This window comes from Kitasatospora sp. NPDC001664, assembly GCF_053596675.1.
Map to the genome: position 1 here is coordinate 281,702 of NZ_JBSFGS010000002.1, position 23,998 is coordinate 305,699.

Here is a 23,998-nt window from a genome sequence, read left to right on the forward strand (position 1 = left end):
CCCTCAGCTGGCGGCACGGGCAAGGCCCGTGCCGTGAAAGGAGTGCGCCGCTGTGAGCGCCACCACGACGACCGACGCACCCGCGCACCGTCAGGGCGAGGTCCCGCCCGGCGCGGCCCGGAGCAAGGTGCCCGCCGTGACCGCCGGGTTCTGGGCGGTCAAGGTCCTCACCACCGGCATGGGCGAGACGACCTCCGACTACCTGGCCCGCGCGCTCGGCCCGGTCCCGGCCGTTGCCGGCGCCGCGGTGCTGCTCACGGCCGCGCTGTACGCCCAGGCCCGCAGCGACCGCTACCGGCCGGCCGTGTACTGGGCGGCGGTGGTCATGGTCAGCGTCTTCGGCACCATGGCCGCCGACGTCGCGCACGTCGCGCTCGGCATCCCGTACGCCGTGTCCACCATCGTCTTCGCGGTCGCGCTCGCCGCGACCTTCGGGCTGTGGCGCCGCCTGGAGGGCACCCTCGATGTGGCCACGGTGCGCGGCGGGCGCCGCGAGGTCCTGTACTGGGCGGTGGTGATGGCCACCTTCGCGCTGGGCACCGCGGTCGGTGACCTGACCGCCGCCACCCTCGGCTGGGGATACCTGCCGTCCGGGCTGCTGTTCGCCGCCCTGATCGCGATTCCCGCGCTCGGTCGTCGCGCGCTGCGGCTGCCGACCGTCCTGGCGTTCTGGTGGGCGTACGTCCTCACCCGCCCGCTCGGCGCGTGCTTCGCCGACTGGGCCGGCGTCAGCCACCAGCGCGGCGGCCTCGACCTGGGCACGGGCCCCGTCAGCCTCGTGCTGGCCGCGATCATCGCGGCGGCCGTCCTCGCGCTCGGTGTCCAGGCCCGGCGACCCGCCCGCGCCGAAGTCTGACCAACCGCGCCCACCCGACCCGGTCGGGGACCGGGCCTTCAGGAAACGTTCAGCACACCTCGGCCATGCTGGCCGAGCCGCACGCCCGCACGGCACAACGCGCACCGAGCAGGTGCAGGATCCTGCCCCCCGTCCCCGGGCCGCCACCCGGAACGGCGTCGGCACACGAGCGCTGCACGGCGGGTGGCGCCAGCGCACGTCCCCAACCCGAACAGGAAGACACGATGCGAAGCCAGCGACGGACGAGCACGGCGGGTGCCCGGTGACCGAGTGGCTCCACGCGGCCGTCCTCGGCCTGATCCAGGGACTCACCGAGTTCCTGCCCGTCTCCTCCAGCGCCCACCTGCGCGTCTCCTCCGCCCTCCTCGGCTGGGACGACCCCGGCGCGGCCTTCACCGCGGTCACCCAACTCGGCACCGAGACCGCCGTCCTGATCTACTTCCGCAAGGACATCGCCGCGATCGTCTCCACCTGGGTGCGCTCGCTCCTCAAGCCCGCCCTGCGCAGTGACCCGCACGCCCGGATGGGCTGGTTCGTCATCGTCGGCACCCTCCCGATCGCGATCCTCGGCAAGCTGTTCCAGACCACGATCGAGACCCAGCTGCGCGACCTGCGGATCATCGGCACCACCCTGATCGTCTTCGGCCTGATCCTCGCGGTCGCCGACCGCACCCGCGCCGTCCGCGACGCCCGTACCGCCGACCAGCTGACCTTCCCGCACGCGCTGATCTACGGCGCGGCCCAGTCCCTCGCGCTGATCCCGGGCGTCTCCCGCTCGGGCGGCACCATCAGCGCCGGCCTGCTGCTCGGCTACAGCCGGGAGGCCGCGGCGCGGTACTCGTTCCTGCTCGCCATCCCGGCGGTGCTCGCCTCCGGCCTGCTGGAACTCTTCAAGATCGGCGAGGGCCCGGCCCCCGCCTGGGGACCGACCATCCTCGCCACCCTGATCGCCTTCGCCGTCGGCTACGCCGGGATCGCCTGGTTCCTGAAGTACATCTCCCACCACAGCTTCCTGCCGTTCGTGATCTACCGGATCCTGCTCGGCATCCTGATCATCGGCCTGGTCACCGCCGGCGTCCTCGCCCCGACCGCAGGCGCCGCCCACTAACGGGCGACCCGTAACAGCCGACTCGCCAACCGACTGTTGGACACGACGCCGACCGCAGCGGGGGACACCCGCCCCGCGCCCGGCCCGGCGGCGCCGGCCGGCAGCCCCTCCCGGAAAGGCATCGAACGATGCTCACCTCCTCGGCCCTGCTGGCCGTCAACCCGCTGGACGCCGGCTCCCTGCTGGCCGCGTTCGGCGCCCTGGGCATCGCCGTGATCATGTTCGCGGAGACCGGCCTGCTGGTCGGGTTCTTCCTGCCCGGGGACTCGCTGCTGTTCACCGCAGGCCTGCTGTGCACCACCGGGGCCCACAGCGGCCCCCACCTCCAGCTCGGCCAGGTCCTCGCCGCCGCCGCGGTCGGCGCCCTCACCGGCGCGCAGGTGGGCTACCTGATCGGACGCCGTGGCGGACCCGCCCTGCTCGCCCGATCCCGCAGCAGGCACCTGCACGAAGGCGCCGTCCGGGCCGAGGAGATCCTCACCCGCTACGGCCACGGCAAGGCCGTCGTCCTCGCCCGCTTCGTCCCCGTCGTGCGCACCGTCCTCAACCCGCTGGCGGGCGCGCTCGGCGTGAGCGCCCGGACCTTCACCGTGTGGCAGGTCGTCGGCGGCCTCGTGTGGACGGTCGGCCTGGTCATGGCCGGGTACGCGCTCGGCTCCTCGATCCCGAACGTCGACCGCTACCTGCTGCCGATCGTCGCCGCCGTCGTCGCGGTGTCGCTGGCGCCGCTGGTACTGGAGGTGCTCCGCTCCCGCCGTCAGGCCAGAACCCGATGAACGGGCCCGCGAGCAGACTCGCCCGCTGCGGCCGCGGAATCGACGGCGGCCTGTACCAGCGGATCGACCAAGGGGTCCAGCACCTGCCCGCACCCCCGTCTCCACGTTCTCCGCGTACGGCCTGGCCCTGGGCCGTCTTGATGCTCCTCGCCTGCTGGCGCGTCCGCCGACCCTGATGCGCTGGGGCGCTTGGCGGTGCGAGCTGGCGACACCGACAGGAGCGACTCAGAGATGAAGGGAAATCCCCCGGTGCGCTGCGAAGTCGTCGAAGCGATCGAGCGGCAGAACGGCATCGACGGCCTCCGGGGTGTGACCGGAGGGGTTACGAAACGCGACCGTGCCTGCGCGGTGGCCGGTGACGAGCACCAAGTGCCCGCCGCGAGCGGGTGCGGCGAGGTCGGGGCGGCGGATCTCCTTGTGCACGGAGGCGATCACGAGGTGGCCTTGTTCGAGTTCGGCGACGAGTCGGTCCGTGTCCAGGGCAGTGATGATCTCCGACTTGAGTCCGTGCTCGGCGGCGGCGTACTCGGTGAACGGTCGGTAGTAGAGCCCGCCGACGCCACCGTCCTCCCGCGGGACGTAGCCGCCGTGGTCGAGGCAGCCGGTCAGGAGGTCGAACAGTGAGGGGGCACGGCCGTCACGCGCGAACAGGGCCATCCGCAGGCAGGCCATGCCGCACATGCGGGTGCACCAGTAGCCGTACGCGGCCTTGTCGGGGGCGCCGCTGGCCTGCCAGTTGTCGTCGTCGCCCGGAGGGTGGCCTTGGTAGGCGATGGCGTTGATCAGGCCGGGGGTGGCGTACTGGGTGATCAGCGGGATCGGGTGGCGTACGGACTGCTCAGGCAACGGCTGGTTCCTTCCCGGAGGGTGGGGTGGCAACGAGGTGGTGAAAGGTGTTCAGGTCCACCGAGCCGCCGGAGATGATCACGCCGACCGGCCCGGGGGGCAGGTCAAGACCGGCGACGGCCGCGAGCGCGACCGCTCCCGACGGCTCGGCCACGACCTTCAGGTGCTGGAACGCCCAGCGCATAGCCTGCCCGATCTGTAGGTCCGTCACGGTTGCCACGCCGTCGAGCAGTTGGCGGTTGACTTCCCACGGGAGAGGAGCGGGGACGGTGTGCCGCAGACCGTCCGCGACGGTGTCCGGCACGGTCGCAAGCTCTGTGCGTCGACCGGCTCGCAGCGACGTCGCCGTATCGGCAGCCGTCTCGGGCTCCACACCGATCACTTTGATGCTCGGGTTGATGTGCTTGGCCGCGACGGCGGTGCCGGCCGCCAGGCCGCCTCCGCCGATCGGAACGAGGATCGCGGTCAACGCCGGGGCCTGCCAGAGCAGTTCCAACGCGACGGTACCCGCTCCCGCCATCACCGTCGGGGAGTCGGCGGACGGCACGATGGTGTAGCCGTGGTCGGCGGCCAGGCGCTCGACGATCGCGTCGCGGTCCTCAAGTCGGCGGTCGTAAACGACGATGTCGGCACCGAGAGCGCGCACGCCGTCCACCTTGGTGGTGGGGGCATCGTGAGGTACGACCACGCGGACCGGTGTCCCGAGCAGGCGGCCTGCCAGGGCGAGGGCCTGGGCGTGGTTGCCGGAGGAGGCGCCGATCACCCCGTACTGCCGATCGCTCGCGCTGAGTGCGGCCAGCGCGTTGTAGGCGCCGCGGAACTTGAACGAGCCGCTCCGCTGGAGGGCTTCGACCTTGACCACCACGTTCCGCCCGGTGAGCCCGTCCAACACGGGGTGGGAGAGTACGGGGGTGGAGACCGCGACACCGCGCAGTCGGTGTTGGGCGTCGTAGATGTCAGCCGCGGCCAGCGGCAGGGCTGCCCTCACGGCCGGTACCCCTTGGTGTGGGCGCTGGCGAGGATGGTCTGGATCAGGTCGTCGTAGCTGATCCCGGCGGCCTTGGCCATGGTGGCGAGGTTGCCGTGCGGGGACAGGCCCGGGAGCGTGTTGAGCTCCAGCCAGTACACGTCACCGGTCTCGGTGACGAGGAAGTCCGAGCGCGAGTAGCCCGAGCAGTTGAGGACCCGGTGGGCTCGGACGGCCGCGCGGGAGATGGTGGCCAGGGCGGTGTCCGGAAGCTGGGCGGGGCAGCGGTAGCGGTGGCCGGCCGGGTTGCGCTTGGCCTTGTAGTCGTAGAAGTCGGCGGTGGTGGGGACGGTCTCCAGCGGCGGGAGTGCCAGGAGGGCGCCGTCCTGCTCCAGCACGCCGCAGGTGACTGCAGTCCCCTCCTTGAAGGGCTCGACGAACCACTCGCCACCGTGGGTGTCGTGGGTGAGCGTGGTGGTGAGCGAGTTCAGGTCCCGGAAGACGCGCATGCCGATCGAGCCGCCCTCCGAGGCGAGCTTGAGGATGACCGGCAGGTCGAGCTCCTCCGTGCAGGCCTTGGCGGCGTCCTCCGGGTCCTGACCGCTCCGGAGCGGAATGTGCGGCAGGACGGTGACACCAGCGGTGCGGACGACGGTCTTCGCGGTCGGCTTGTGCATCGCCATGGCGCTGGCCAGCACGCCGGAGCCGGTGTACGGGACGTCGAGGCTGTCCAGCAGGCCTTGGAGCTTCCCGTCCTCGGCCCACTGGCCGGCGATGGCGAGGAAGGCGAGGTCCGCCTCGCGGACGCGGTCGGCGAAGTCCTTGTCGGTGGGGTCGAGCACGACGTGCGCCAGTTGCCGGCGGACCAGCGAGGTTCGGACGGCCTCGCCGGAGATCAGCGAGCGGTCGCGCTCGCCGGAGCGCCCGCCGGTGACGAGTGCAATACGACGGTCAGCAGACATATCCATCTTCCTTTTGTCACAGTCTGGTTCGGAATGCGTGGGGCTTCGGGTCGGAGGCTGCGGAGCCGCTAGCGTCGGCGGCAGGACGCCCCGAGGTGGGGCGGATGTCGAAGTGGAGCCGCCATGGTCCCCATGTCCTTGCAAGAGATCGCCGAGGCTGTCGGGGGTGCTCTGCACGACGTCCCCGACCCGGGGGCGGTGGTGGACCGGGCCGGTGTCATCGACTCACGGCTGGTGGAGCCCGGGGCGCTATTCATCGCGCTGCCCGGCGAGCACACCGACGGGCACCGATTCGCCGAGGCCGCGGTGGCCGCGGGCGCGGTGGCCGTGCTGGCCGCGCGACCGGTCGGGGTGCCGGCGATCGTGGTGGTCGATGTGCAGGACGCGATGGGAGCACTGGCCCGCGCGGTGCTGGCCCGGTTGGACGCTCCGACGGTGATCGGGCTGACCGGTTCGGCCGGGAAGACCAGTACCAAGGACCTGCTGGCCCAGGTGCTGCAGACCATGGACACGACGGTGGCGACTCCGTTGTCGTTCAACGGGGAGATCGGCATGCCGATCACGGTCTTCCAGGCCGACGAGAAGACCCGGCTGCTGGTGCTGGAGATGGGCTCGCGGGGGAAGGGGCACATCAAGTACCTGACGGGGATCGTCCCGCCGAAGGTCGGCCTGGTGATCAACGTCGGGACCGCCCACGTAGGCGAGTTCGGGGGGGGGGGAAGGCGTCGATCGCCGAGGCGAAGGGCGAGCTCGTCGAGGCCCTCCCCGCCGATGGCCTGGCGGTGCTGAACGCTGACGACCCGTACGTCATGTCGATGGCCCCGCGTACGAGCGCGCAGGTGCTGACGTTCGGCCTGGAAGCCGGGGACGTGCGGGCCGTTGACGTCGTGTTGGACGCGGCCGGTCGACCGTCGTTCACCCTGACCCACAGAGGGGAGCGAGCCGAGGTCACGCTTGGGCTGCACGGTGCACACCACGTCGCGAACGCCGCTGCCGCTGCGGCGGTGGCGATCGGCCTCGGCGCGAGCGTGCCGCAGGTGGCCGAGGCGCTGAGCGGAGCAAGGCAGTTGACGCCGGGTCGGATGGACGTCACCGAGCGGCTGGACGGGGTGACCGTGATCAACGACGCGTTCAACGCGAACCCCGATTCGATGGCGGTGGCCCTGGCCGCACTGACCGCGATGGCCGGTGGCGGGCGGAGGACGGTGGCAGTACTGGGCGAGATGCGGGAGTTGGGCGAGGCGTCGAACGCCCACCACGCGGAGCTGGGACGGGCGGTGGCACTGGCCGGCGTCACTGACCTGATCGCGGTCGGCGGCGCGGAAGCCGCGCTGGTGTATGCCGCAGCAGTCGAGGGTGGTGTGCGCTCCACGCTGGTTGCGGACCGGGACGCTGCCCTCGACCTGCTGGAGAGCTACCTGGAGCCTGGGGACGTGGTACTGGTCAAGGGCTCCCACAGCGTCGGGTTGGAGGACACCGCAGTGCGGTTGGCCAAGTCCGATGTAGTGGGCAGGGCGGCCTGACCTACGCGGCCGGGGCCGACAGCGCAGCTTCCGCCAGCCGCATCAGGAGCGACTGACCGAGGTGGCCGACCGTCTCGGTTCCCATGGTCACGACGAGGTCGCCGGGTTCGGCCAGCTCGGCGACCAGGTCCTCGAGTTGCCGGGAGTTCGCGCTGTGGACCCGGCCGCCCAACTCGGTGATCTGTACGGCGATCGGCGCGGTGTTGACCGCTGCGAGAGGGGCTTCGAGGGAGCCCTGCACGTTGAGCAGGACCACGTCGTCGGCTGCGGCGAGGCGGCGGCCGATCTCCTCGCCGAGAGTGGCGGTGCGGGTCCGGCCGACGGGTTCGAACACGGCGATCACCCGGCCGTCGGTGAGCATGCGGGCGGCCGCCAGGTCCGCGGTGATCGCGCTGGGGTGGTGAGCGAAGGAGTCCAGCACCGTCACTCCTCCCGAGCTGCCGGTGATGGTCAGACGCCGCCGCACACCGCGGAAGGAGTTGATGCCGTTCACCAGGTCGGCGGGCTCGGCTCCGAGGACACGCCCGGCGGTGAAGGCGGCGGCGGCGTTGAGGGCGTTGTGGTGGCCGGGGACGGACAGGGTGAAATGGTGCCAGGAGCCGTCGGTGTCCTGGACGGTGACGAGGCTGGCCTGGCCGTTCCACAGCACGCGCATCACCCGCACGTCCGCGTCCCGGTTCTCGCCCACGGTCACCACGCGCGGGCCGGGAGCGCGCCGCAGGCACTCGGTCAGCAACCGGGCGCCGTGGTCGTCGGCGGAGATGACCAGCACGGAGCTGTTGCGGGCCAGCAGTTCGAAGGTGTCGAGGACATCGTCGAGGTCCGTGTACTGCTCGGGGTGGTCGTCGTCGACGTTGAGGACGACGGCGACCGTGGGGTGGTAGCGGCCGACGGTCCGGTCGCTCTCGTCGGCCTCGGCGATCATGAGGCGGCTGGTCCCGTGGCGGGCGCTGGGGAAGCCGAGGGGGTCGCCGCCGACGGCGTAGGAGGGGGCGAGGTGGGTCATGGCCGCACTGAGGGCGGCGGTGGTCAGGGTCTTGCCGTGGGTGCCGGTGACGGTGACGGACTGCTCGGCGTCGTCGATCAGGTGGGCCAGGACATCCGAGCGGTGGACGACGGGGATGCCGGCGCGGCGGGCCGCGGCGACCTCGGGGTTGCCGGGGGAGACCGCGCTGGACCACACGAGGACGGTGGTGTCCGCGGGCAGGTTGCCGGCGGTGTGGCCGACGAAGACCCGGGTGCCCGAGTCCTCCAACGAGCGGAGGCGGTCGGTGTCGCTGGTGTCCGAGCCCGAGACGCGGCTGCCGCGCTCGAGCAGCAGCCGGGCGAGGGCCGACATGCCGGTGCCCCCGATGCCCACGAAATGCGGGCGGTCCAGGTCGAGGTGGCCACCGAAGGCGGGAACGATCACGCTCCTGGTTTCCATGCTGTGTGCTCCGATCAGAGGTAAGGGCCTGCCTGAGTGGTGGTCAGCATCGGTCACGCGCCTGCTCGGCGCGGCCCACGCGAGTACAGCGCCGCGCTAGACGAGCGGCTCGTGGTCAGGTGTTGAATGGGTGGCCCGCTCCGTGCCGAGGTGGCCCGGGTCGAGCTGGTTGTGGACGATGCCGCCCATCAGGGCGATCACGACCGCGTGGCCGAGTGCCCATACGGTGTTGAGGGCTGCCCCGACGGGGTCGTGGTGTTTGCCCCGATGGCGACTTGGGGGCTGGCGCACGGTGAACTCCTCGTAGCGGGAGGGCTGGTGGAAGGTCGCTCGTCGGGGGTCGCTGGTGATCCCCGCCCAGTGGGTCAATGACAGCTGCGAAGGCGACCGTGACGCGATGGTGAGCTAAGGTCACTCACGGTTCACTCATCACTCACCCGGGGGCGGAGCGGATGGAGACGCAGGCCGACGACGTGGCTGACCCGACGGCAGAGGCGTTCTGTGCCGAGGTCGCCCACTGGCGGGAGGTGCGGGGCTTGTCCAAGCGCGCTCTGGCCAGGGAGATGGGCTTCGACCCGTCGTACGTCAGCCACGTCGAATCCGGCCGTCACAAGCCGACCGAGGACTTCGCGCGCAGGGCCGACGAGGTGCTGAACGCGGGCAAGGCGATCTGGCGGAGGTGGAGCGAGTACGACGGAGCCCGGGCTCGTAGTCGTTCGCAGGCGGGGCCGCCGGCCCCGCGGCGCCCCGAGCAGCCGTACGCCTCCGGATCGGCGATCCTGGTCGAGCACGACGAGGCCGTTCTCGAATTCGACGGCTCCACCTACCGGCTGACGATGCGTCGGCTGCTACGGAACACCGGAAGCGATCCGATCACCCGCTACCTGATCCGCATCGCCGTCGACCGGTACCCTGGTGAGCCCGAGCGCTCCAATGCGCACTACCGCGAACACCCTTTGACCTGGCATGAGTTGGCACTGACCGCCGAATGCCAGGGAGAAGAAATGCGCTGGCAGGCGAAGCACGACCGCGACGCCTTCAAGGAGGTCTGGCTGTTGTTCGACAACGAGCACGGCCGCTTCCCGCTCTACCCGGGCGAAGCGACCTGGATCGAGTACGCCTACTCGGTGGGCGCCGACAAGTGGGGCCACTGGTTCCAGCGGGCAGTCCGACTGCCTACCGAGCACCTCGCCGTCCGGCTCGACTTCCCAGCTGCCCTGGATCCGGTGGTGTGGGGTACAGAAACGTCGATGACCGCCGAGGCCGTTCCGCTTCGAACCGCGGTGGGGCGGAAGAATGTTGATGATCGGCGGCGCTTCGCGTGGGCGACCGATGACCCGCCCCTGCACGCACGCTTCCGCCTCGAGTGGCGCTTTCGCGCCGACCCCAATGAGCAGCAGACCAAGGAGACCAGGTGATCGAGGTGCGGCCCAGCCAGCAGATGCAGTCCCTCGGCGTCGTCCAGCAGGGCACCCCCATCCTCCACCGGCCGGCCGAACCGTTCGACCTGCCCGCTGAGCGCGCCACCGCAGAGGGGGTGATCGAGGAACTGTTCGCCGCTGTCGAACGGATCGGCCGTGTCCACTCCTTCGCCAAGGGCATGGGCATCGCCGCTCCGCAGATCGGCATCCCCCGGGCCGCTGCCATCGTTCTGCCGCCGTCGGGCGGTTCCGAGCCGATCATCCTGCTCAACCCGAAGGTCACCACCGTGTCGGCGGAGGCGGACGAGCAGTACGAGGGATGTCTCAGCTTCTTCGACGTTCGCGGCATGGTGCCCCGCCCGCTGCGGATGCACGTCGTTGCGACTGACCTCGACGGTGCGGTCACCACGACGCAGTACGAGTTCGGCCTCGCACGTCTCATCGCCCACGAGATCGACCACTTGGACGGCCTGCTCTACACCGACCGGATGCACGACGGGATCCATCCGATCCCGGTCGAGGAGTATCGCGGCACCGGCTCCACCTGGAACTACTGAACCCAGTTGCTGCCGAGGGTGCGATCAGAGCTGATGGCGGTACTGGGCGGGCGAGTGAAGTTCCCCCGTGATCCTGGACACTCGTTCTTATGCTGCGAGGGTGTGTCGTTGTCGGGTCTCGTGTGGGGTGAGGTATCCCCAGGCGGGGTGTCTGCGTAGTCGTCGGCGGTTGTAGAAGGTCTCGATGTAGGCGAAGACGTCGGCGCGTGCGGTGGCCCGATCGGGCCATTCGTGGGTGCCGATCTCGGCTTCCAGGAGTGCCCAGAAGCTCTCGGCGGGGGCGTTGTCGTAGCACGAGCCGGTGCGCCCTGTGCTTGCCAGAATGCCCAACTGGGTTGCTGCCGTGCGGAATTGGGTGGAAGTGTATTCGCTGCCGCGGTCGTTGTGCGCCACGCGGCCGGACTCCAGGCGGCCTCGTGCGTGGGCCATGTGCAGGGCGTCGACGACCAGGTCGGCGCGGTGGTGCTCGGCCATCGCGTAGCCGACGACCTCGCGGGTGGCGAGGTCGAGCCAGCAGGCGAGGTAGAGCCAGCCCTGGCCGGTGGGCAGGTAGGTGATGTCGCCGACCAGGCGGGTTCCGGGCCGGGTGGCGGCGAAGTCACGACCGATCAGGTCGGGTGCGGGGCGGGCCTGGTGGTCGGGGCGGGTCAGCGAGCGGCGCCGGCGGCGGGTGATCCCGGCGATGCCGCGTTCGCGCATCAGGCGTTCCACTCGCTTGTGGTTCACCACGCATCCCACACGCCGAAGCTGGCCCGGGTCGTTCCGGAGGATTTCCCGATCGCTGACCCCGACAGTGTCAAGGCCCTGCGCAGCGAGCTCGACTTCATCGTCGACCAGAAGCCACGCCGGGCCGCAGCCGTCATCGCTCCGGCTTTCATCCAGGCCATCCATGACTACCAGCATGTCCTTCCCCGCCACTACCGAGCAGCAGCGGGCCGGCCGTTCACCCGTCTGCGGATCAACACCCAGCCCACCGTGCCCGGAGAACCGCTGCGGGACCAACCGCTGGCCGGTCTCTACCGAGCCGAGGTCGACCCGGCGTTGACCCAGGTACTGGAGGACGCCGACCTGGCCCAGGTCGCAGCCAGGGATCTGGCAGGGGACCGGACCCAGGAGTGGCTGGGAGTCGATCCGGCTCTGGCCTGGGTCTACAAGTGCGCCCTCACCGAGGAGTTGGCCCGTCAGACGGGCTACATTCCCACCACCGACCAGGTCAGTGCGCACACCGCGGCGGGCGACTGGACGACCGAGAACATTGCCGCCGCGCTGCTCGGTCATCCCGTCGCCACCCAGGAGACGGATATCGCGGTGAAGGTCGGGCAGATGGCCGTCCAGATCATCCTGCCTGCCGGCTGCGCCACGTCCCCATCCAAAAGATCATCGACCTGCGGATCCGCTACGAGGCGGAGTTCGCCGCCTTCGCCGAAGCTGTCGACCGGACCGTCAGCGACCTGGGGGAGGCCACGGCTTCCGTCACTGACCGCAGTGCCTTCGAACGGCACCTCCAGCTGGCCTTCGACAAGAACATTGCCCAGCCGCTGGCGGCGCTGCGCGCCGCGATGGTAGGTCTCGACCTGAAGGTCTTCACCAGCGCGCTCGGGTTCCAGGCCCCCGCCCTCACCAGCGTGGTGGGCGGACTTTGGGGCGGTGTCACTCCCGTCGCGGTCACCGGCATGGCGGTACTCGGCGTCACCGTTCGCCAGGCGGCATCCGAACTCCGCTCGGAGCGGATGGCCGGATCTGCAACCGGCTTCCTCCTCCGCGCTGAGCGTCACCTCAAGCCGGCCACTCTGGTACGTCGCATCGGTCGTACGGCGCACCGGGCGTTCGGGACCGGCATCTGATGCGCGGCGACCCGAACGCCAAGGGCGTCACCCGCCACGTCAGCTCCTTCAGCTCCGCCTCGGCTGACCGGTCGTCAACCCGTGCCGGTGCCCTCGTCCCCGCCGATTCCCGGTGGGGACGGGGGCACCCGTGGTCGTACCGTCGTGCCGGAGCGTCCCGAACGCCACCGGCGCTGCGGTGCACCGCCCCCGTGCGTGGACTGACCGGAGGAAGGGTGCGGGGCGGCCGAGATTTGCGGATCGGGCAAATGGTGCAAAGCTTGCCTCTAGGGGATGTTCGAGGGGATGCGGCGCTGCCGACGGGCCGGGTGCGGCACGCGCGTGCGGGGAAGCGGGGGTAGCAGGGGGTCGAGGCTCAGCCGGGTGCCGGTCGCTGTGGCGGGGCCGATGTGGGGGTCTCCACCGAGGAGGTGCGGCGATGTCCCGCGCTCTTGCCACCCGACGTCCCGTGACGGTCCGCAGGGCGGAGCCGATCGTGGTGATCGGTGCTGGGCCGTACGGTCTGGCCCTCGCGGCGCACCTGCGCCTGCTGGGGATCGAACCACGGGTGTTCGGCCGGCCGATGGACGGCTGGCGCTCGCACATGCCGGCCGGGATGCGGCTGAAGTCCACCCCGCGGGCCTCGGACATCGGGTCGGTCCGCGGCTACGGCTTCAACGACTTCCGGATGCGGCACGGACGCGCGGCGGTCGGTGACCTGTATCCGATCCCGCTGGAGGAGTTCGTCGCGTACGGGGAGTGGTTCCAACGGGAGTTGGTGGCCGGCGTCGAGCCCGAGGACGTGATCGCGGTCCACCGCGAGGGCGGCGCCTTCCGCCTCGTGCTGTCCGGCGGGGCGGAGTTGACCGCCCGTCAGGTCGTCCTGGCCAACGGGGTCCAGTGCTTCGCCAACACCCCGCACCTCTTCCGGCCGCTGGTCGAGCAGGGGCTCGCCTCCCATCCGGCCCACCACCGTGACCTGCGGGTGTTCGCGGGCCGGACGGTCGCCGTGATCGGCGCCGGCCAGTCGGCGTTGGAGAGCGCGGCCCTGCTGCACGAGTGCGGGGCCCGCCCGGTGCTGGTCGCCCGTACCCGCGAACTGGTCTTCGGCACGATGCCCGAGGCGAACCGGCCCGGCTCGCGCGCGGTCGGCGCGCGGCTGCTCAGGCCCGCCTCCGCGCTGGGGCCCGGCTGGCGCCTCCGGGCGTACTGCGCCAACCCTGGCCCGTTCCGGCTGCTGCCGGACGCGGTGCGGGCCGCCAAGGTCCGCACCGTGCTCGGCCCGGCCGGCGCCTGGTGGCTGCTCGAACGCGTCCTGGACGCGTTCCCGGTCGTCACCGGACACACCGTCAGCGAGGCCCGCGCCGTCGACGGGAAGGCGGTGCTCGGCTTCACCGCCTGCGAGTCCCGGCTGGAGGCGGACCACGTGCTGGTCGCCACCGGGTACCGGGTGGACCTGAGCCGCCTGGACTTCCTGGAACCGGCGTTGCGCGGCGACATCGAGCGGCTGCCCACCGGTTCGCCCCGGCTCGGCCCGGACTTCGGGTCCTCGGTCGACGGGCTCCACTTCTCCGGCCTGGCCGCGGCCGGCACCTTCGGCCCGCTGATGCGGTTCGTCGCCGGCACCGGCTTCGCCGCCCGGCGCACCGCGAGGGCCCTGCGGGCGCGGGTCTGAAGCGTGGCCGGGAGGCGTGGGCCCGCCCCGGTCGGCCGGACCGCCGGGAGAGTGCCCGGCCCTACTATGAGCGGCATGAGCACGGGCACCTCAGCAGCAGCTGCGCACGAGTCGCACCAGCGGGACGACGGCGAGCGCCTCGACGTCGCCGCGACGATCCTCTCCCTGCTCGCCGACCGCACCCGCCTTGCCCTGCTCCGTCAGCTCGGCCTCGGCGAGGCCGACGTCACCACCCTCACCGAGGCCTGCGGCGCGGCCAGACCCGCCGTCAGCCAGCACCTGGCCAAGCTGCGTCTGGCCGGTCTGGTCACCACCCGCAAGGACGGCCGCCGGGTGGTCTACTCGCTGCGCCACGGCCACCTGCGCCGCCTGGTGGACGAAGCGCTGAGCGCGGCCGACCACCAGATCGGCGCCCTGCCCTCGCACGACTGACGGCCGGGCCGGGGGTCGGAGGGGGTGCCCTCCATCTGATACGTGCCTGGATGCGCACATGTGCACTACTCTGAGGGTGTGCCGCCGTCAGAAGGGGCCCGCCCGCATGCTCGCCGTCCTGCGCAACCGCACCTACCGCCGCCTGTTCACCGCCCAGGTCGTCGCTCTGGCGGGGACGGGGCTGGCGACCGTCGCTCTGAGCCTGCTCGCCTACGACCTGGCGGGCTCCAACGCGTCGGCCGTGCTGGGCACGGCGCTGGCGATCAAGATGGTCGCCTACGTCTCCGTCGCCCCCCTGATCGGCGCGCTCGCGGACCGGATTCCCCGGCGGACCCTGATGGTGGCGACGGACCTCGTCCGGGCCGGCGTCGCACTGACCCTGCCGTTCGTCACCCAGGTCTGGCAGGTCTACCTGATGGTCTTCGTGCTGCAGACCGCCTCCGCCGCCTTCACCCCCACCTTCCAGGCCACCATCCCGCAGGTGCTGCCGGAGGAACGCGACTACACCCAGGCCCTGTCGATGTCCCGGCTCGCCTACGACCTGGAGTCCCTGGCCAGCCCCGCCCTCGCCGCGCTCCTGCTGACCGTCGTCTCGTACAACTGGCTGTTCACCGGCACCGCCCTGGGCTTCGCCGCCTCCGCCGCGCTGGTCGTCTCGGCCGTGCTGCCGAAGGCGGTGCCCGTCGAGCGCGAGGGCGGCGTCTACGCCAAGGCCACCCACGGCACCCGCCTGTTCTGGCGCACCCCGCGCCTGCGGGCCCTGATCGCGCTCGACCTGGCGGTCGCCGCCGCCGGTGCCGTCGTCTACGTCAACACCGTGGTCATCGTCCGCGACCACTTCCAACGCCCGGCCGCAGCCGTCTCGGTCGCCCTGGCCGCCTTCGGTGTCGGCTCCATCCTCACCGCCCTCGCGCTGCCCGCCCTGCTCCGCCGCGTCCCCGACCGCGCCGTGATGCTGCCCGCCGCCTTGGCTCTGGCCCCGGTGCTGGTGGGCGTAGTCGTGGTCACGGCCGCCCCGGCGGGCACGCCGAGCTGGCTCGGACTCCTCCTCGTCTGGGCCGCCATCGGGGCGGCCACCTCCGCCGTCCTCACGCCGGGCGGGCGGATCATCCGACGCTCCGTCAGCGACGAGGACCTGCCCGCCGCCTTCGCCGCCCAGTTCTCGCTCTCGCACGGCTGCTGGCTCCTCACCTACCCCCTCGCGGGCTGGCTGGCCGCGGCGGCCGGGCTCCCGGTCACCGCCGCCACCCTCGCGGTGATCGCTCTGGCGGCGGCCAGCACCGCCGCGCGCCTCTGGCCCGCCCGCGACCTGGCCGTGGTCGAGCACCTCCACCCCGAACTCCCCGCAGACCACCCGCACCTCGCCGACGCCCGCGTCACAGCGGGCGGCCTCGGCCACAGTCACCCGTACGTCCTGGACCACCGGCACCGCCACCTGCGCCGCGCCGCGTGACCGGCCCCGCGCGGGCCGCGCCGGCCCGGTTGGTGCTCAGAGTTCGACGAGGGTGATCTCGGCGATCAGGTCGGGGGTCTGAGCGGAGGTCAGCACCTCGGGGTGGTGCAGCGGAACGGCACGTGACGGTGGGCGCGGTGTTCAGGCGAGGTCGACGTGGGCGCTGGTGGACTTCACCCGGCCGGTCGCCCGCATTCCCACGTCCAGCCCCATTTCCTCCACCGCTTCGCGGGTCGGCTGCGAGAACCGGCCGGTGGGGTCGGCATGGAATTCCACCAGGGCCGCCACGTCGCCGAGTTCGACGGCGGCGATGATGCCCGGGAACGAGTTGCGGACCGAACTGTGGACCGGTGCGTCGTCCGCCGGTGCGCGGTGCGCGGTGCGCGGTGCGCGGTGCGCCGGGTGGCGAGCCGGCCGGCGTCGGCCGAGCGGCGGGCCGTGTCGGGGCTGACGCCGAGCACGCGTGCGGCCTGGCCCGCGGTTCAGTGCTGCAGGTGCGACGCATGAGGGAGCAAAACCGGGCATTTGCAATTCTGTCGCACGTCGGCATATCAGACGCCCGAACCGAGGCGGCCGTCCGAATCTCCGAAATGGTGTGGTGGCCGGCCTGAATTGTTGTGATGTTCTGCCCAGGTGAACTTGCGAGGCGCAACCGCTGTCCGTCCTGGCGGATGCGAGGGGCCCGCTGCGTGCGCCGGGCGGCGCGATTAGCGTGGCCGGTGGCGGCCCGAAAGCCGCGGAATCCGCAACCGACCCGAGTGAGGCGTACTTCCATGAGCCTGAGCATCCGCAACCAGATCCCCGGCACCGTCACCTCCGTCACGGCCGGCGAGGCCATGTCCACGGTGAAGGTCCGGCTGACGGGCGGTCAGGACATCACCGCGGCGATCACCACCGACGCCGTGAAGGACCTCGGCATCGCCGAGGGCACCGCCGTGAAGGCCCTGGTGAAGTCCACCGAGGTCTCGCTGGCCACCGCCCCGGTCGCGGGCATCTCGATCCGCAACCAGATCGCGGGCACCGTCACCGACGTGGCCACTGGTGGCGCCATGGGCTCGGTGAAGGTGGACGTCCAGGGCGGCGCGCTGACCGCTGCCATCACCAAGGACGCCGTCGAGGCGCTCGGGCTGGCGGCCGGGACCTCCGTGGTCGCGCTGATCAAGTCGACCGAGATCTCGCTCTCGCTCTGACCAAACCCGTACGGCACACGTACGCGCCCGTGCGGCCGAGGGCCCCGCTCCCGAGCAGGAGCGGGGCCCTCGGCGTGCCGTCGGGGCGCCGATGTCAGGCGAGGTCGAGGAGTTGCTCGTGGAAGCCGCCGAAGCCGTGGGACGGGTCGACGAGGTGGACCTCCAGGATCCAGTGGCAGCGCCAGCCGGACCGGTCGGTGCGGCGGAGCGGGGTGTGGTTGTCGGGGGTGACGTAGGACTCGGCCTTGGCGCCGTCGATGGTCTCGTGCGGGAACTCGCCCACCAGGTGCCCGGCGTGCCAGCCGCCGAGGAGCCAGCCGCGATCGGCGGCCAACCGGCTCACCCTGGCGTGGAGTTGCGCGCCGGTGATGTCGGGGTCGGCGTGGAAGGCGGCCCGCCCGGCGGCGAAGACGGTGGAGAGGTCGTCGCGCAGGCGGTGCTTGTCGGGGTCGTCGCCGAAGACGAAGGTGCGGCCGAAGTCGGCCTCGTACTCCTCGAAGACCGGGCCGAAGTCGGCGAAGGCGATGTCGTCCTCGCCGATGACCCGGTCCGGCGGGTTCTCCCGGTAGGGGAACACGGTGTGCGGGCCGGAGCGGACGATCCGCTTGTGCCAGTGCTTGGTGGTGCCGAACATCTCGTTCGCCAAGTCCCGGATCAGGTCGCTGACTTCGCGCTCGCCCCGGCCGGGGGCCACCAGGCCGCGGGCCTCGACCTCGGCGAAGAGCCGTTCCGCCTTGGACTGGGCCTCGACGAGCCCGAGGGCCCGCAGTTGTTCGTCCATCCGGTCGGGTGTTCCCACGGTGCCGTCTTCCGTTCTGGTCACGGGGTCGCGCGCACGAGGACGAGCGCCCCTTCGTACTGGGGTCGGGTGCGCAGGTGGCCGAAGCGCCGGTCCCAGGCCCCGGAGGCCAGGTCGGCGCGGAGGGTCCGGTCGAACCGCTCGCGGACCGAGTCGCCGACGGAACTCCAAGTCCAGTCGACCCGGCGGGCGTTGGGGTCCAGCAGGAGATCCGGGCGGCCGTAGCAGGCCTCGTCCAGGCCGTCCGTGCAGTCGAACGGGATCGGCGCCGGCCGCACCGTGGACCGGCCGCCCAGGGCGGCCGTCAGCTCGTCGAGCGGCGGGTACCGCCGGGCTTCGGCTGCGACCACCTCGGGCGCGTACTCGTGCAGCCAGAAGTCCCCGACCCGGGCGGGGTCACGGGGCAGGACGAGGACCGGGCCGCGGGTGACCCGGCGCATCTCGCGCAGGCCGAGCCGGACGTCGTCCCACAGGTGGATGTTGAGCAGCGTCATGGCGGCGTCGAACTCGCCGTCGTGGAAGGGGAGTTCTCCGGCCACGGTATCGACGGACGGTACCGTTCGGGACGGTCGCGAGGGGGCGGCGGGAGCCGATGGGCCGGTGCCGCGTGCGGCCGCACCGACGTTGAGCACTGTCCGAGCGGTGCCGAGCGCCTCGGCGACGAACCGCGCCGGCCGGGGGTCCGGCCGATGGGCGGCGCCTGCGGAGCGGTTCGGGGCGGCCGGGCCGGGGAGCACGGACGTGGCGGCGCGGTCGACCCCCGTCACGACCAGATCCGCAGCCGGTCCCAGCCCTCGCCGCCCCGCTCGTAGCGCAATCGGGTGTGCGCGCGGTCCTGTGCGGCCTGCCAGAACTCCACCCGGTCGGCGGCCAGGGTGTAGAGCGTCCAGGCCGGATCGACCAGGGAGGGATCCCGGGCGATCAGGGCGGCCGCCTTCTCCGCCTCCACGTCACGTTCGGCGGGGTCGCGCAGGTACTGGCTCTGACGGCCGATCAGGACCTCGGCGCGGGCGGAGCGCGAACGCCGCAGGAAGTCGGCCGAGTTCTCCGCTGCGGTGCCGGGCGTCACGGTGCCGCGGATCCGGACCTGGCGGCCCTGCTCGGGCCAGTAGAAGGTCAGGGCCGCGCGCGGGTGCCCGGCCAGCTGCTCGCCCTTCGGGCTGAAGGCGTGCCCGGCGAACTGCCAGCCGCCCGCGTCCACGCCCTTCAGGATCAGCACCCGCGCGTCCGGGGCACCCGCCCCGTCGACGGTGGACACCGTCATCGCGTGCGGCTCGCGCACGCCCTCCGCCACCGCCTCCTCCAGCCAGGCCAGGAACAGCCGGACCGGATCGGCCGGCGCGAGCGCCGGGTCGAACGCCGGCAGCGGCCCCGCGAAGACCTCCAGGCGGCGCAGCCACTCCCGGGTCCTCTGCGCCTCCTCCGAACCCGCTGCCATCTCCGGCTCCTCAGATCTCGGCGAGCATGTTCCAGACATCTTGCAGCCGCGAGGGCTGGTTCGTAAAACACCTGGCAAATGCTTGTCATTTCCGCTGATCGTCTGGAAGGTGCGATGTCGAGGGCTTGTGGGTGCCTCCAAGGCGGCCCGGTGCGCCGCGACCCTGCGGGCGGATGTCCGGTCAGGGGTGGGTGGGGGCGGTGCCGAAGGTGACGAGCCGGGGTGCGGCCGGGGCGGAGCAGCAGCCCCCGGTGGCGGCCTGTTCCGCTTCGGGCTGGTCGAAGACGCCGGCGCCGCCGCAGACTCCGGTCTCGGGGAGGGTCAACTCGACGCGGGCGGCGGCCTCGTGGTCGCCGGCGAGGTGGGCGGCGACGGAGCGGACCTGCTCGTAGCCGGTGAGGGCGAGGAAGGTGGGAGCGCGGCCGTAGGACTTCTGGCCGACCAGGAAGACGCCCTCCTCGGGGTGGGTGAGCTCGGCCGCGCCGTGCGGGTAGACGGTGCCGCAGGAGTGCTGGTTGGGGTCGATGAGAGGGGCCAGGGCGGTCGGGGCCTGGAGGCGCTCGTCCAGTCCGAGGCGGAGCTCGGAGAGGAAGGAGAGGTCGGGGCGCAGGCCCGTGAGGACGACGACCTCGTCGACGGGCTCGCTGCGGCGGCCGTCCTCGGAGACCAGCATCAGTCGGTCGCCGTCCGGTTCGATCGCGGCGGTGCGGAAGCCGGTGAGGGCGGTGGCGTGGCCGTGGTCGACGGCGGCCTTGGCGCGCAGGCCGAGCGCGCCGCGGGCGGGCAGCCCGTCGGCCTCGCCGCCGCCGTAGGTGTCGGCGCCGATGCCGCGGCGCAGGATCCAGGTCGCGTGGGTGCCGGGGGCGTCTGCGGCCAGGTCGGCGAGCAGGGCGAGGGCGGTGAAGGCGGAGGCGCCGGAGCCGATGACGGCGGTGCGCTTGCCGGCGTAACGGGCTTGCTGGGCCGGGTCGTCGAGGTCGGGGACGCGGTAGGAGATCCGGGCGGTGTGGGCGTGCTCACCGAGGGCGGGCAGGCCGTCGGCGCCGGCCGGGCTCGGGGTGGACCAGGTGCCGGAGGCGTCGACGACGGCCCGGGCGGTGAGGCGTTCCTGGCGGCCGTCGGCGAGCTGGAGGTGGACGGTGAACGGCTGTTCGGCGCGACCGGAGTCGACGACGCGGTCACGCCCGGCGCGGGCGACCCCGGTGACGGTGGTGCCGTAGCGGACGCGGTCGCCGAGGGCGTCGGCGAGGGGCTGGAGGTAGCGCTCGGCCCAGTCCGCGCCGGTGGGGTAGGCGGCGGGATCGGGAGTGGTCCAGCCGGTCGGGGCGAGGAGCCGCGCCGCGGCCCGGTCGACGAGCTCGGACCAGGTGGAGAAGAGGCGGACGTGGCCCCAGGCGCGGACCGCGGTGGCCGCGGTGGGGCCGGCCTCGGCGACGACCACGTCCAGGCCGCGCTCGGTGAGGTGGGCGGCGGCGGCCAGGCCGGCGGGGCCCGCGCCGATGACGAGGACGGGCAGGCCGGTGTTCTCGGACGACATGACGGTCTCCCTGATGGGGCGGCAGCTGCCGCTCGTTGATTCGACAAACGTCGATGTGTGACGTCCTCGACCTTGGCACCGGGTATCGACGGATGTCAACATAGACACATGTCGAATCTGGAGCTGACCGTACTGGAGCCCGAGAGCGGTGCCTGCTGCCCGCCGATCACCTCGGGGGAGCTGTCGGTGGCGGACTCCGAGCGGATGGCCGCCATGTTCAAGGCGCTCTCCGACCCGGTGCGACTGCGACTGTTCTCGAAGATCGCCTCCCACGAGGGCGGTGAGGCGTGCGTCTGCGACATCCAGGACGTCGGGGTCTCCCAGCCGACCGTCTCGCACCACCTCAAGAAGCTGCGCGAGGCCGGACTGCTCAGCAGCGAGCGGCGCGGCACCTGGGTCTACTACCGCGTCGAGCCTTCCGTGCTCGCCTCGATGTCGGCCATGCTCGACCGGCACAGCTGATCCGCCGTCACCCCGAAGGAGCCGCCTTGCACGTCGCCCCGCTGCGCGCCGAGCACGCCGAGCAGGTCCTTGCCATCTACCAGGCCGGTCTCGACGAGGGGAACTCCTCCTTCGAGACCACCGCCCCCGACTGGGCCCGCTTCGACGCCGCCAAGCTCCCCGAGCACCGCTTCGTCGCCCTCGACGAGGACGGCAGGGTCCTCGGCTGGGTGGCGGTGAGCCGGGTGTCCGACCGCTGCGCGTACGCCGGGGTGGTCGAGCACTCCGTCTACGTCCACCCCGAGGCGCGCGGCCGGGGCGTGGGCGGGGTGCTGCTGCGGGCGTTGGCCGAGTCCACCGAGGCCGCCGGGATCTGGACCGTCCAGTCCGGCATCTTCCCGGAGAACGCCGCCAGTCTCGCGGTCCACGCCAAGGCCGGCTTCCGGGTCATCGGCACCCGCGAACGGATCGGCCGGCTCAACGGCGTCTGGCGGGACGTCCTGTTGGTCGAGCGCCGTAGTCCGGTGGTCGGCTGAACAAGGGCCCGAACGGCGGACCCCCGTGCGTGGTGCGGCCCTTCGGCAGGCCGGTGGTCCTCCGTGGCGGCGCCCGGGGCGCCGGTCAGCCGAGCTGGGCGCGCAGCTGCTCGACCGCGGTGCGGGCGGTGCGGCCGACACCGATGAGGGTGGCGGAGGCGGGGCCGGTCCAGTCGCCGTAGCCGAGGAGGTGGATGCGCGGGTCCTCGGTGGAGCGGGTGCCGTCTGTGGTGATGCGGCCGTCGGTGCGGGGGAGGTCGATCGGGGGGAGGTCGGGGCGGAAGCCGGTGCACCAGATGACGGTGTCGCAGTCCCAGGTGGTGCCGTCGGCCCAGGCCGCGCCGGTGGGGGTGAGGCGGTCGAACATCGGACGGTCCGTCAGTCCGGCGGCGCGGGCGGCGCGGACGGGCGGCACGGCGACGATGTCGCCGAGGTCGGAGATGCGGGGCCCGCCGGACTGGACGCGGCGGGTGGCGAGGTCGAAGAGGGCGCGGCCGTCGATCTCGTCCGGGAGGTGGCGGGCCGGGCGCCGGGTGACCCAGTGGACCTCGGCGGTGGCGTGCAGGTCGGCGGCGATCTGGGCACCGGAGTTGGCGCCGCCGACCACGACGACGCGCTGTCCGGTGAAGTCGGCGGCGCTGCGGTACGCGTGGGTGTGGAGCTGACGGCCCGTGAAGTCGGCTCGGCCGGGTACGGCCGGGATGAAGGGACGCTCCCAGTTCCCGGTGGCCAGGACCAGGGCCCGGCCGCGCCAGTCGCCGTCGTCGGTGGTCACGGTGATGCCGTCGAGGTCGCGGGCGATCGCCTCGACCCGGACGGGGCGGTGGACGGGGAGGTCGTAGCGCCTCTCGTAGTCGGTGAGGTACGAGACGACGTGGGCGGCGTCGGGGTACTCCTGGCCGGGCTGCTGCGGCATGGGGCGGCCGGGGAGGGAGGAGTAGCCGGCGGGCGAGAACAGTCGGAGCGTGTCCCAGTAGTGCTGCCAGGCGCCGCCGGGCGCCGGGTTGGCGTCCAGGATCGCGAAGTCCAGCCCGGCGCGCCGCAGGTGGTACCCCGCGGCGAGGCCGGCCTGGCCCGCGCCGACCACCAGGACCTGGGCGTGCCGGGCGGCGGTCACTTCTGCCCGGCCGTGCGGCCTCGGTGGTCGAAGACCAGCGCGACCAGGGCCAGGCCCAGCGCACCGCCGATCAACTGCATGCCGATGAAGCCGGGGACGGACGACGGGGCGATGCCGGCGAAGGTGTCGGTGAAGGCGCGGCCGAGGGTGACGGCGGGGTTGGCGAAGGAGGTGGAGGAGGTGAACCAGTAGGCGGCGCCGATGTAGGAGGCGACGGCGGCGGGGGCGAAGCGCAGGTTGCTGGTCCTGCCGAGGCCGAAGATCAGCAGGACCAGGCCGGCGGTGGCGACGACCTCGCCGAGCAGCAGGTGCCCGGCCGAGCGGTCGTGGGTCGACCACGTCACCAGGGCCCGGCCGAACATCGCGTCCGCGAGGACCGCTCCGGCGATCGCGCCGACCGTCTGTGCGGCGCAGTACGCGGCGACCTCCGCCGGGCGCAGGGCCTCGGGGCCGCGGCGGCCGGTCCACCACTCGGCGAGGGTGACCACCGGGTTGAAGTGGGCGCCGGAGACGGGGCCGAGGAGCAGGATCAGCACGCCGAGGCCGAAGACGGTGGCCAGCGAGTTGGCCAGCAGCTGGAGGCCGACGTCGTGGGTGAGCTCGGTGGCCTGGATCCCGGAGCCGACCACGACCGCCACCAGGGCGGCGGTGCCGAGCAGTTCGGCCGCCACCCGGTTCAGCAGCGGGACGGCCGGAGGCTCGGCGGTGAGCGGCTCGGCCTCGGTGGTCTCCGGTCTGGCCTCGTCTATGGCGTTCAACGGATGGTGCTCCTCGTGCGGGTGGCTCAGCAGGACCGCTTGAATCCGGCTTCGGCGGTGAGTCGTGCGGTGGAGGCCAGTGCGGCGAACTCGGCCGCCAGGGCCGTGAGGGCGGCGGGGCGGAGCGAGTAGTACGTGAAGCGACCGCAGGGCTCGGTGTCCACCAGCCCCGCCTCACGCAGGATCTTCAGATGGTTCGACAGATTGGTCTGCTTGGCACCCGTCTCCTCGACGAGGTGGGTGGTGCACAGCGCCTCTCTGGCCAGCAGCTCGACGATCCGCATCCGCAGCGGGTCGGCCAGGGCCTTCAATACATCACTGTCGACTGACGTCACCATGGGCTGATACGTTAGCCGA

General features: G+C 72.2%; 24 protein-coding genes and 4 pseudogenes. 13 read left to right on the top strand and 15 right to left on the bottom strand.

Annotated features, from left to right (window positions below; translation table 11 throughout):
• The first annotated feature begins 52 nt into the window (after positions 1-52).
• From ACWCYY_RS03635 to ACWCYY_RS03645, 3 genes are all read left to right on the top strand, one after another.
• The gene (locus ACWCYY_RS03635; protein ID WP_345283074.1) at positions 53-856 is read left to right on the top strand and encodes a COG4705 family protein; all 804 of its coding nucleotides are present in this window, start codon (positions 53-55) and stop codon (positions 854-856) included.
• Between the two features lie 262 nt (positions 857-1,118).
• The gene (locus ACWCYY_RS03640; RefSeq protein ID WP_449794964.1) at positions 1,119-1,964 is read left to right on the top strand and encodes an undecaprenyl-diphosphate phosphatase; all 846 of its coding nucleotides are present in this window, start codon (positions 1,119-1,121) and stop codon (positions 1,962-1,964) included.
• 128 nt (positions 1,965-2,092) lie between these two features.
• Positions 2,093-2,740: a DedA family protein gene (locus tag ACWCYY_RS03645; RefSeq protein WP_345283078.1), complete on the top strand. Its 648-nt coding sequence runs from the start codon at positions 2,093-2,095 to the stop codon at positions 2,738-2,740.
• A gap of 225 nt (positions 2,741-2,965) precedes the next feature.
• Here ACWCYY_RS03645 and ACWCYY_RS03650 read toward each other — a convergent pair whose 3' ends face one another.
• The 3 genes from ACWCYY_RS03650 to ACWCYY_RS03660 are packed head-to-tail and all read right to left on the bottom strand — an operon-like array spanning position 2,966 to position 5,515.
• Complete coding sequence (locus ACWCYY_RS03650; protein ID WP_449794965.1) at positions 2,966-3,586, bottom strand: C39 family peptidase; 621 nt, start codon at positions 3,584-3,586, stop codon at positions 2,966-2,968.
• Positions 3,579-4,574, bottom strand: a complete 996-nt coding sequence (locus ACWCYY_RS03655; RefSeq protein WP_449794966.1) for a threonine ammonia-lyase — start codon at positions 4,572-4,574, stop codon at positions 3,579-3,581. Before ACWCYY_RS03655 ends, ACWCYY_RS03650 begins: the two co-directional genes overlap by 8 nt.
• On the bottom strand, positions 4,571-5,515 hold the full coding sequence (locus ACWCYY_RS03660) for a D-alanine--D-alanine ligase family protein (protein WP_449794967.1): 945 nt from the start codon (positions 5,513-5,515) through the stop codon (positions 4,571-4,573). Before ACWCYY_RS03660 ends, ACWCYY_RS03655 begins: the two co-directional genes overlap by 4 nt.
• A gap of 123 nt (positions 5,516-5,638) precedes the next feature.
• Here ACWCYY_RS03660 and ACWCYY_RS03665 point away from each other — a divergent pair.
• Positions 5,639-7,038, top strand: a pseudogene (locus ACWCYY_RS03665) (UDP-N-acetylmuramoyl-tripeptide--D-alanyl-D-alanine ligase).
• Position 7,039: 1 nt separating this feature from the next.
• Here ACWCYY_RS03665 and murC read toward each other — a convergent pair.
• Together murC and ACWCYY_RS03675 are read right to left on the bottom strand one after the other, a co-directional pair.
• Complete coding sequence (gene murC / locus ACWCYY_RS03670; RefSeq protein WP_345283088.1) at positions 7,040-8,464, bottom strand: UDP-N-acetylmuramate--L-alanine ligase; 1,425 nt, start codon at positions 8,462-8,464, stop codon at positions 7,040-7,042.
• A gap of 96 nt (positions 8,465-8,560) precedes the next feature.
• Positions 8,561-8,833: a hypothetical protein gene (locus tag ACWCYY_RS03675; protein ID WP_449794968.1), complete on the bottom strand. Its 273-nt coding sequence runs from the start codon at positions 8,831-8,833 to the stop codon at positions 8,561-8,563.
• A gap of 83 nt (positions 8,834-8,916) precedes the next feature.
• Here ACWCYY_RS03675 and ACWCYY_RS03680 point away from each other — a divergent pair, with 83 nt between their 5' ends.
• Positions 8,917-9,882 carry a helix-turn-helix domain-containing protein gene (locus ACWCYY_RS03680; protein ID WP_449794969.1) on the top strand — a complete coding sequence of 322 codons (966 nt, stop codon included), beginning with the start codon at positions 8,917-8,919 and terminating at the stop codon, positions 9,880-9,882.
• Complete coding sequence (locus ACWCYY_RS03685; RefSeq protein WP_345283092.1) at positions 9,879-10,442, top strand: peptide deformylase; 564 nt, start codon at positions 9,879-9,881, stop codon at positions 10,440-10,442. The genes ACWCYY_RS03680 and ACWCYY_RS03685 overlap by 4 nt, the downstream gene beginning before the upstream one ends.
• 87 nt (positions 10,443-10,529) lie before the next feature.
• Here ACWCYY_RS03685 and ACWCYY_RS03690 read toward each other — a convergent pair whose 3' ends face one another.
• Positions 10,530-11,168 (bottom strand): IS3 family transposase, encoded by a 639-nt coding sequence (locus ACWCYY_RS03690; RefSeq protein WP_449794970.1) that lies wholly within the window; start codon positions 11,166-11,168, stop codon positions 10,530-10,532.
• Between ACWCYY_RS03690 and ACWCYY_RS03695 the strand changes: the two are divergent.
• The 4 genes and pseudogenes from ACWCYY_RS03695 (at position 11,160) to ACWCYY_RS03710 (ending at position 15,825) form a co-directional block, all read left to right on the top strand.
• Positions 11,160-12,286: pseudogene (locus ACWCYY_RS03695) on the top strand (DUF6236 family protein). The gene ACWCYY_RS03690 and the pseudogene ACWCYY_RS03695 sit on opposite strands and share 9 nt — an antisense overlap.
• A gap of 418 nt (positions 12,287-12,704) precedes the next feature.
• On the top strand, positions 12,705-13,940 hold the full coding sequence (locus ACWCYY_RS03700; protein ID WP_449794971.1) for an FAD-dependent oxidoreductase: 1,236 nt from the start codon (positions 12,705-12,707) through the stop codon (positions 13,938-13,940).
• 75 nt (positions 13,941-14,015) lie between these two features.
• The gene (locus ACWCYY_RS03705; RefSeq protein WP_345283100.1) at positions 14,016-14,372 is read left to right on the top strand and encodes an ArsR/SmtB family transcription factor; all 357 of its coding nucleotides are present in this window, start codon (positions 14,016-14,018) and stop codon (positions 14,370-14,372) included.
• A gap of 106 nt (positions 14,373-14,478) precedes the next feature.
• Entirely contained in the window at positions 14,479-15,825 is a 1,347-nt protein-coding gene (locus ACWCYY_RS03710) for an MFS transporter (RefSeq protein ID WP_345283102.1), read from the top strand.
• A gap of 141 nt (positions 15,826-15,966) precedes the next feature.
• On the opposite strand, the pseudogene ACWCYY_RS03715 reads toward ACWCYY_RS03710, so the two are convergent.
• Together ACWCYY_RS03715 and ACWCYY_RS03720 are read right to left on the bottom strand one after the other, a co-directional pair.
• Positions 15,967-16,167, bottom strand: a pseudogene (locus ACWCYY_RS03715) (TOBE domain-containing protein); the annotation flags it as partial.
• A gap of 53 nt (positions 16,168-16,220) precedes the next feature.
• Positions 16,221-16,286: pseudogene (locus ACWCYY_RS03720) on the bottom strand (MerR family transcriptional regulator); the annotation flags it as partial.
• Positions 16,287-16,598: 312 nt separating this feature from the next.
• Here ACWCYY_RS03720 and ACWCYY_RS03725 point away from each other — a divergent pair.
• Positions 16,599-17,015, top strand: coding sequence for a TOBE domain-containing protein (locus ACWCYY_RS03725; protein ID WP_345283104.1), 417 nt, complete (start codon positions 16,599-16,601; stop codon positions 17,013-17,015).
• A 94-nt stretch (positions 17,016-17,109) separates the two neighbouring features.
• Here ACWCYY_RS03725 and ACWCYY_RS03730 read toward each other — a convergent pair whose 3' ends face one another.
• From ACWCYY_RS03730 to ACWCYY_RS03745, 4 genes are all read right to left on the bottom strand, one after another.
• Complete coding sequence (locus ACWCYY_RS03730) at positions 17,110-17,796, bottom strand: M24 family metallopeptidase (RefSeq protein WP_449794972.1); 687 nt, start codon at positions 17,794-17,796, stop codon at positions 17,110-17,112.
• Between the two features lie 38 nt (positions 17,797-17,834).
• Positions 17,835-18,581: a methyltransferase domain-containing protein gene (locus ACWCYY_RS03735; protein WP_449794973.1), complete on the bottom strand. Its 747-nt coding sequence runs from the start codon at positions 18,579-18,581 to the stop codon at positions 17,835-17,837.
• Positions 18,578-19,252, bottom strand: coding sequence for a pyridoxine/pyridoxamine 5'-phosphate oxidase (locus tag ACWCYY_RS03740; RefSeq protein ID WP_449794974.1), 675 nt, complete (start codon positions 19,250-19,252; stop codon positions 18,578-18,580). Before ACWCYY_RS03740 ends, ACWCYY_RS03735 begins: the two co-directional genes overlap by 4 nt.
• Before the next feature lie 181 nt (positions 19,253-19,433).
• A complete protein-coding gene (locus ACWCYY_RS03745) occupies positions 19,434-20,789 on the bottom strand; it encodes an FAD-dependent oxidoreductase (RefSeq protein WP_449794975.1) in 1,356 nt (451 codons plus the stop codon).
• 108 nt (positions 20,790-20,897) lie between these two features.
• Between ACWCYY_RS03745 and ACWCYY_RS03750 the strand changes: the two genes are divergently transcribed.
• Together ACWCYY_RS03750 and ACWCYY_RS03755 are read left to right on the top strand one after the other, a co-directional pair.
• Positions 20,898-21,251, top strand: coding sequence for an ArsR/SmtB family transcription factor (locus ACWCYY_RS03750; RefSeq protein WP_449794976.1), 354 nt, complete (start codon positions 20,898-20,900; stop codon positions 21,249-21,251).
• Between the two features lie 26 nt (positions 21,252-21,277).
• On the top strand, positions 21,278-21,766 hold the full coding sequence (locus ACWCYY_RS03755; protein WP_449794977.1) for an N-acetyltransferase family protein: 489 nt from the start codon (positions 21,278-21,280) through the stop codon (positions 21,764-21,766).
• Positions 21,767-21,851: 85 nt separating this feature from the next.
• Here ACWCYY_RS03755 and ACWCYY_RS03760 read toward each other — a convergent pair whose 3' ends face one another.
• The 3 genes from ACWCYY_RS03760 to ACWCYY_RS03770 are packed head-to-tail and all read right to left on the bottom strand — an operon-like array spanning position 21,852 to position 23,979.
• Positions 21,852-22,883, bottom strand: coding sequence for an ArsO family NAD(P)H-dependent flavin-containing monooxygenase (locus tag ACWCYY_RS03760; RefSeq protein WP_449794978.1), 1,032 nt, complete (start codon positions 22,881-22,883; stop codon positions 21,852-21,854).
• Complete coding sequence (locus tag ACWCYY_RS03765; protein WP_449794979.1) at positions 22,880-23,641, bottom strand: aquaporin; 762 nt, start codon at positions 23,639-23,641, stop codon at positions 22,880-22,882. The genes ACWCYY_RS03760 and ACWCYY_RS03765 overlap by 4 nt, the downstream gene beginning before the upstream one ends.
• Before the next feature lie 26 nt (positions 23,642-23,667).
• On the bottom strand, positions 23,668-23,979 hold the full coding sequence (locus ACWCYY_RS03770) for an ArsR/SmtB family transcription factor (protein WP_449794980.1): 312 nt from the start codon (positions 23,977-23,979) through the stop codon (positions 23,668-23,670).
• Positions 23,980-23,998: the final 19 nt, after the last annotated feature.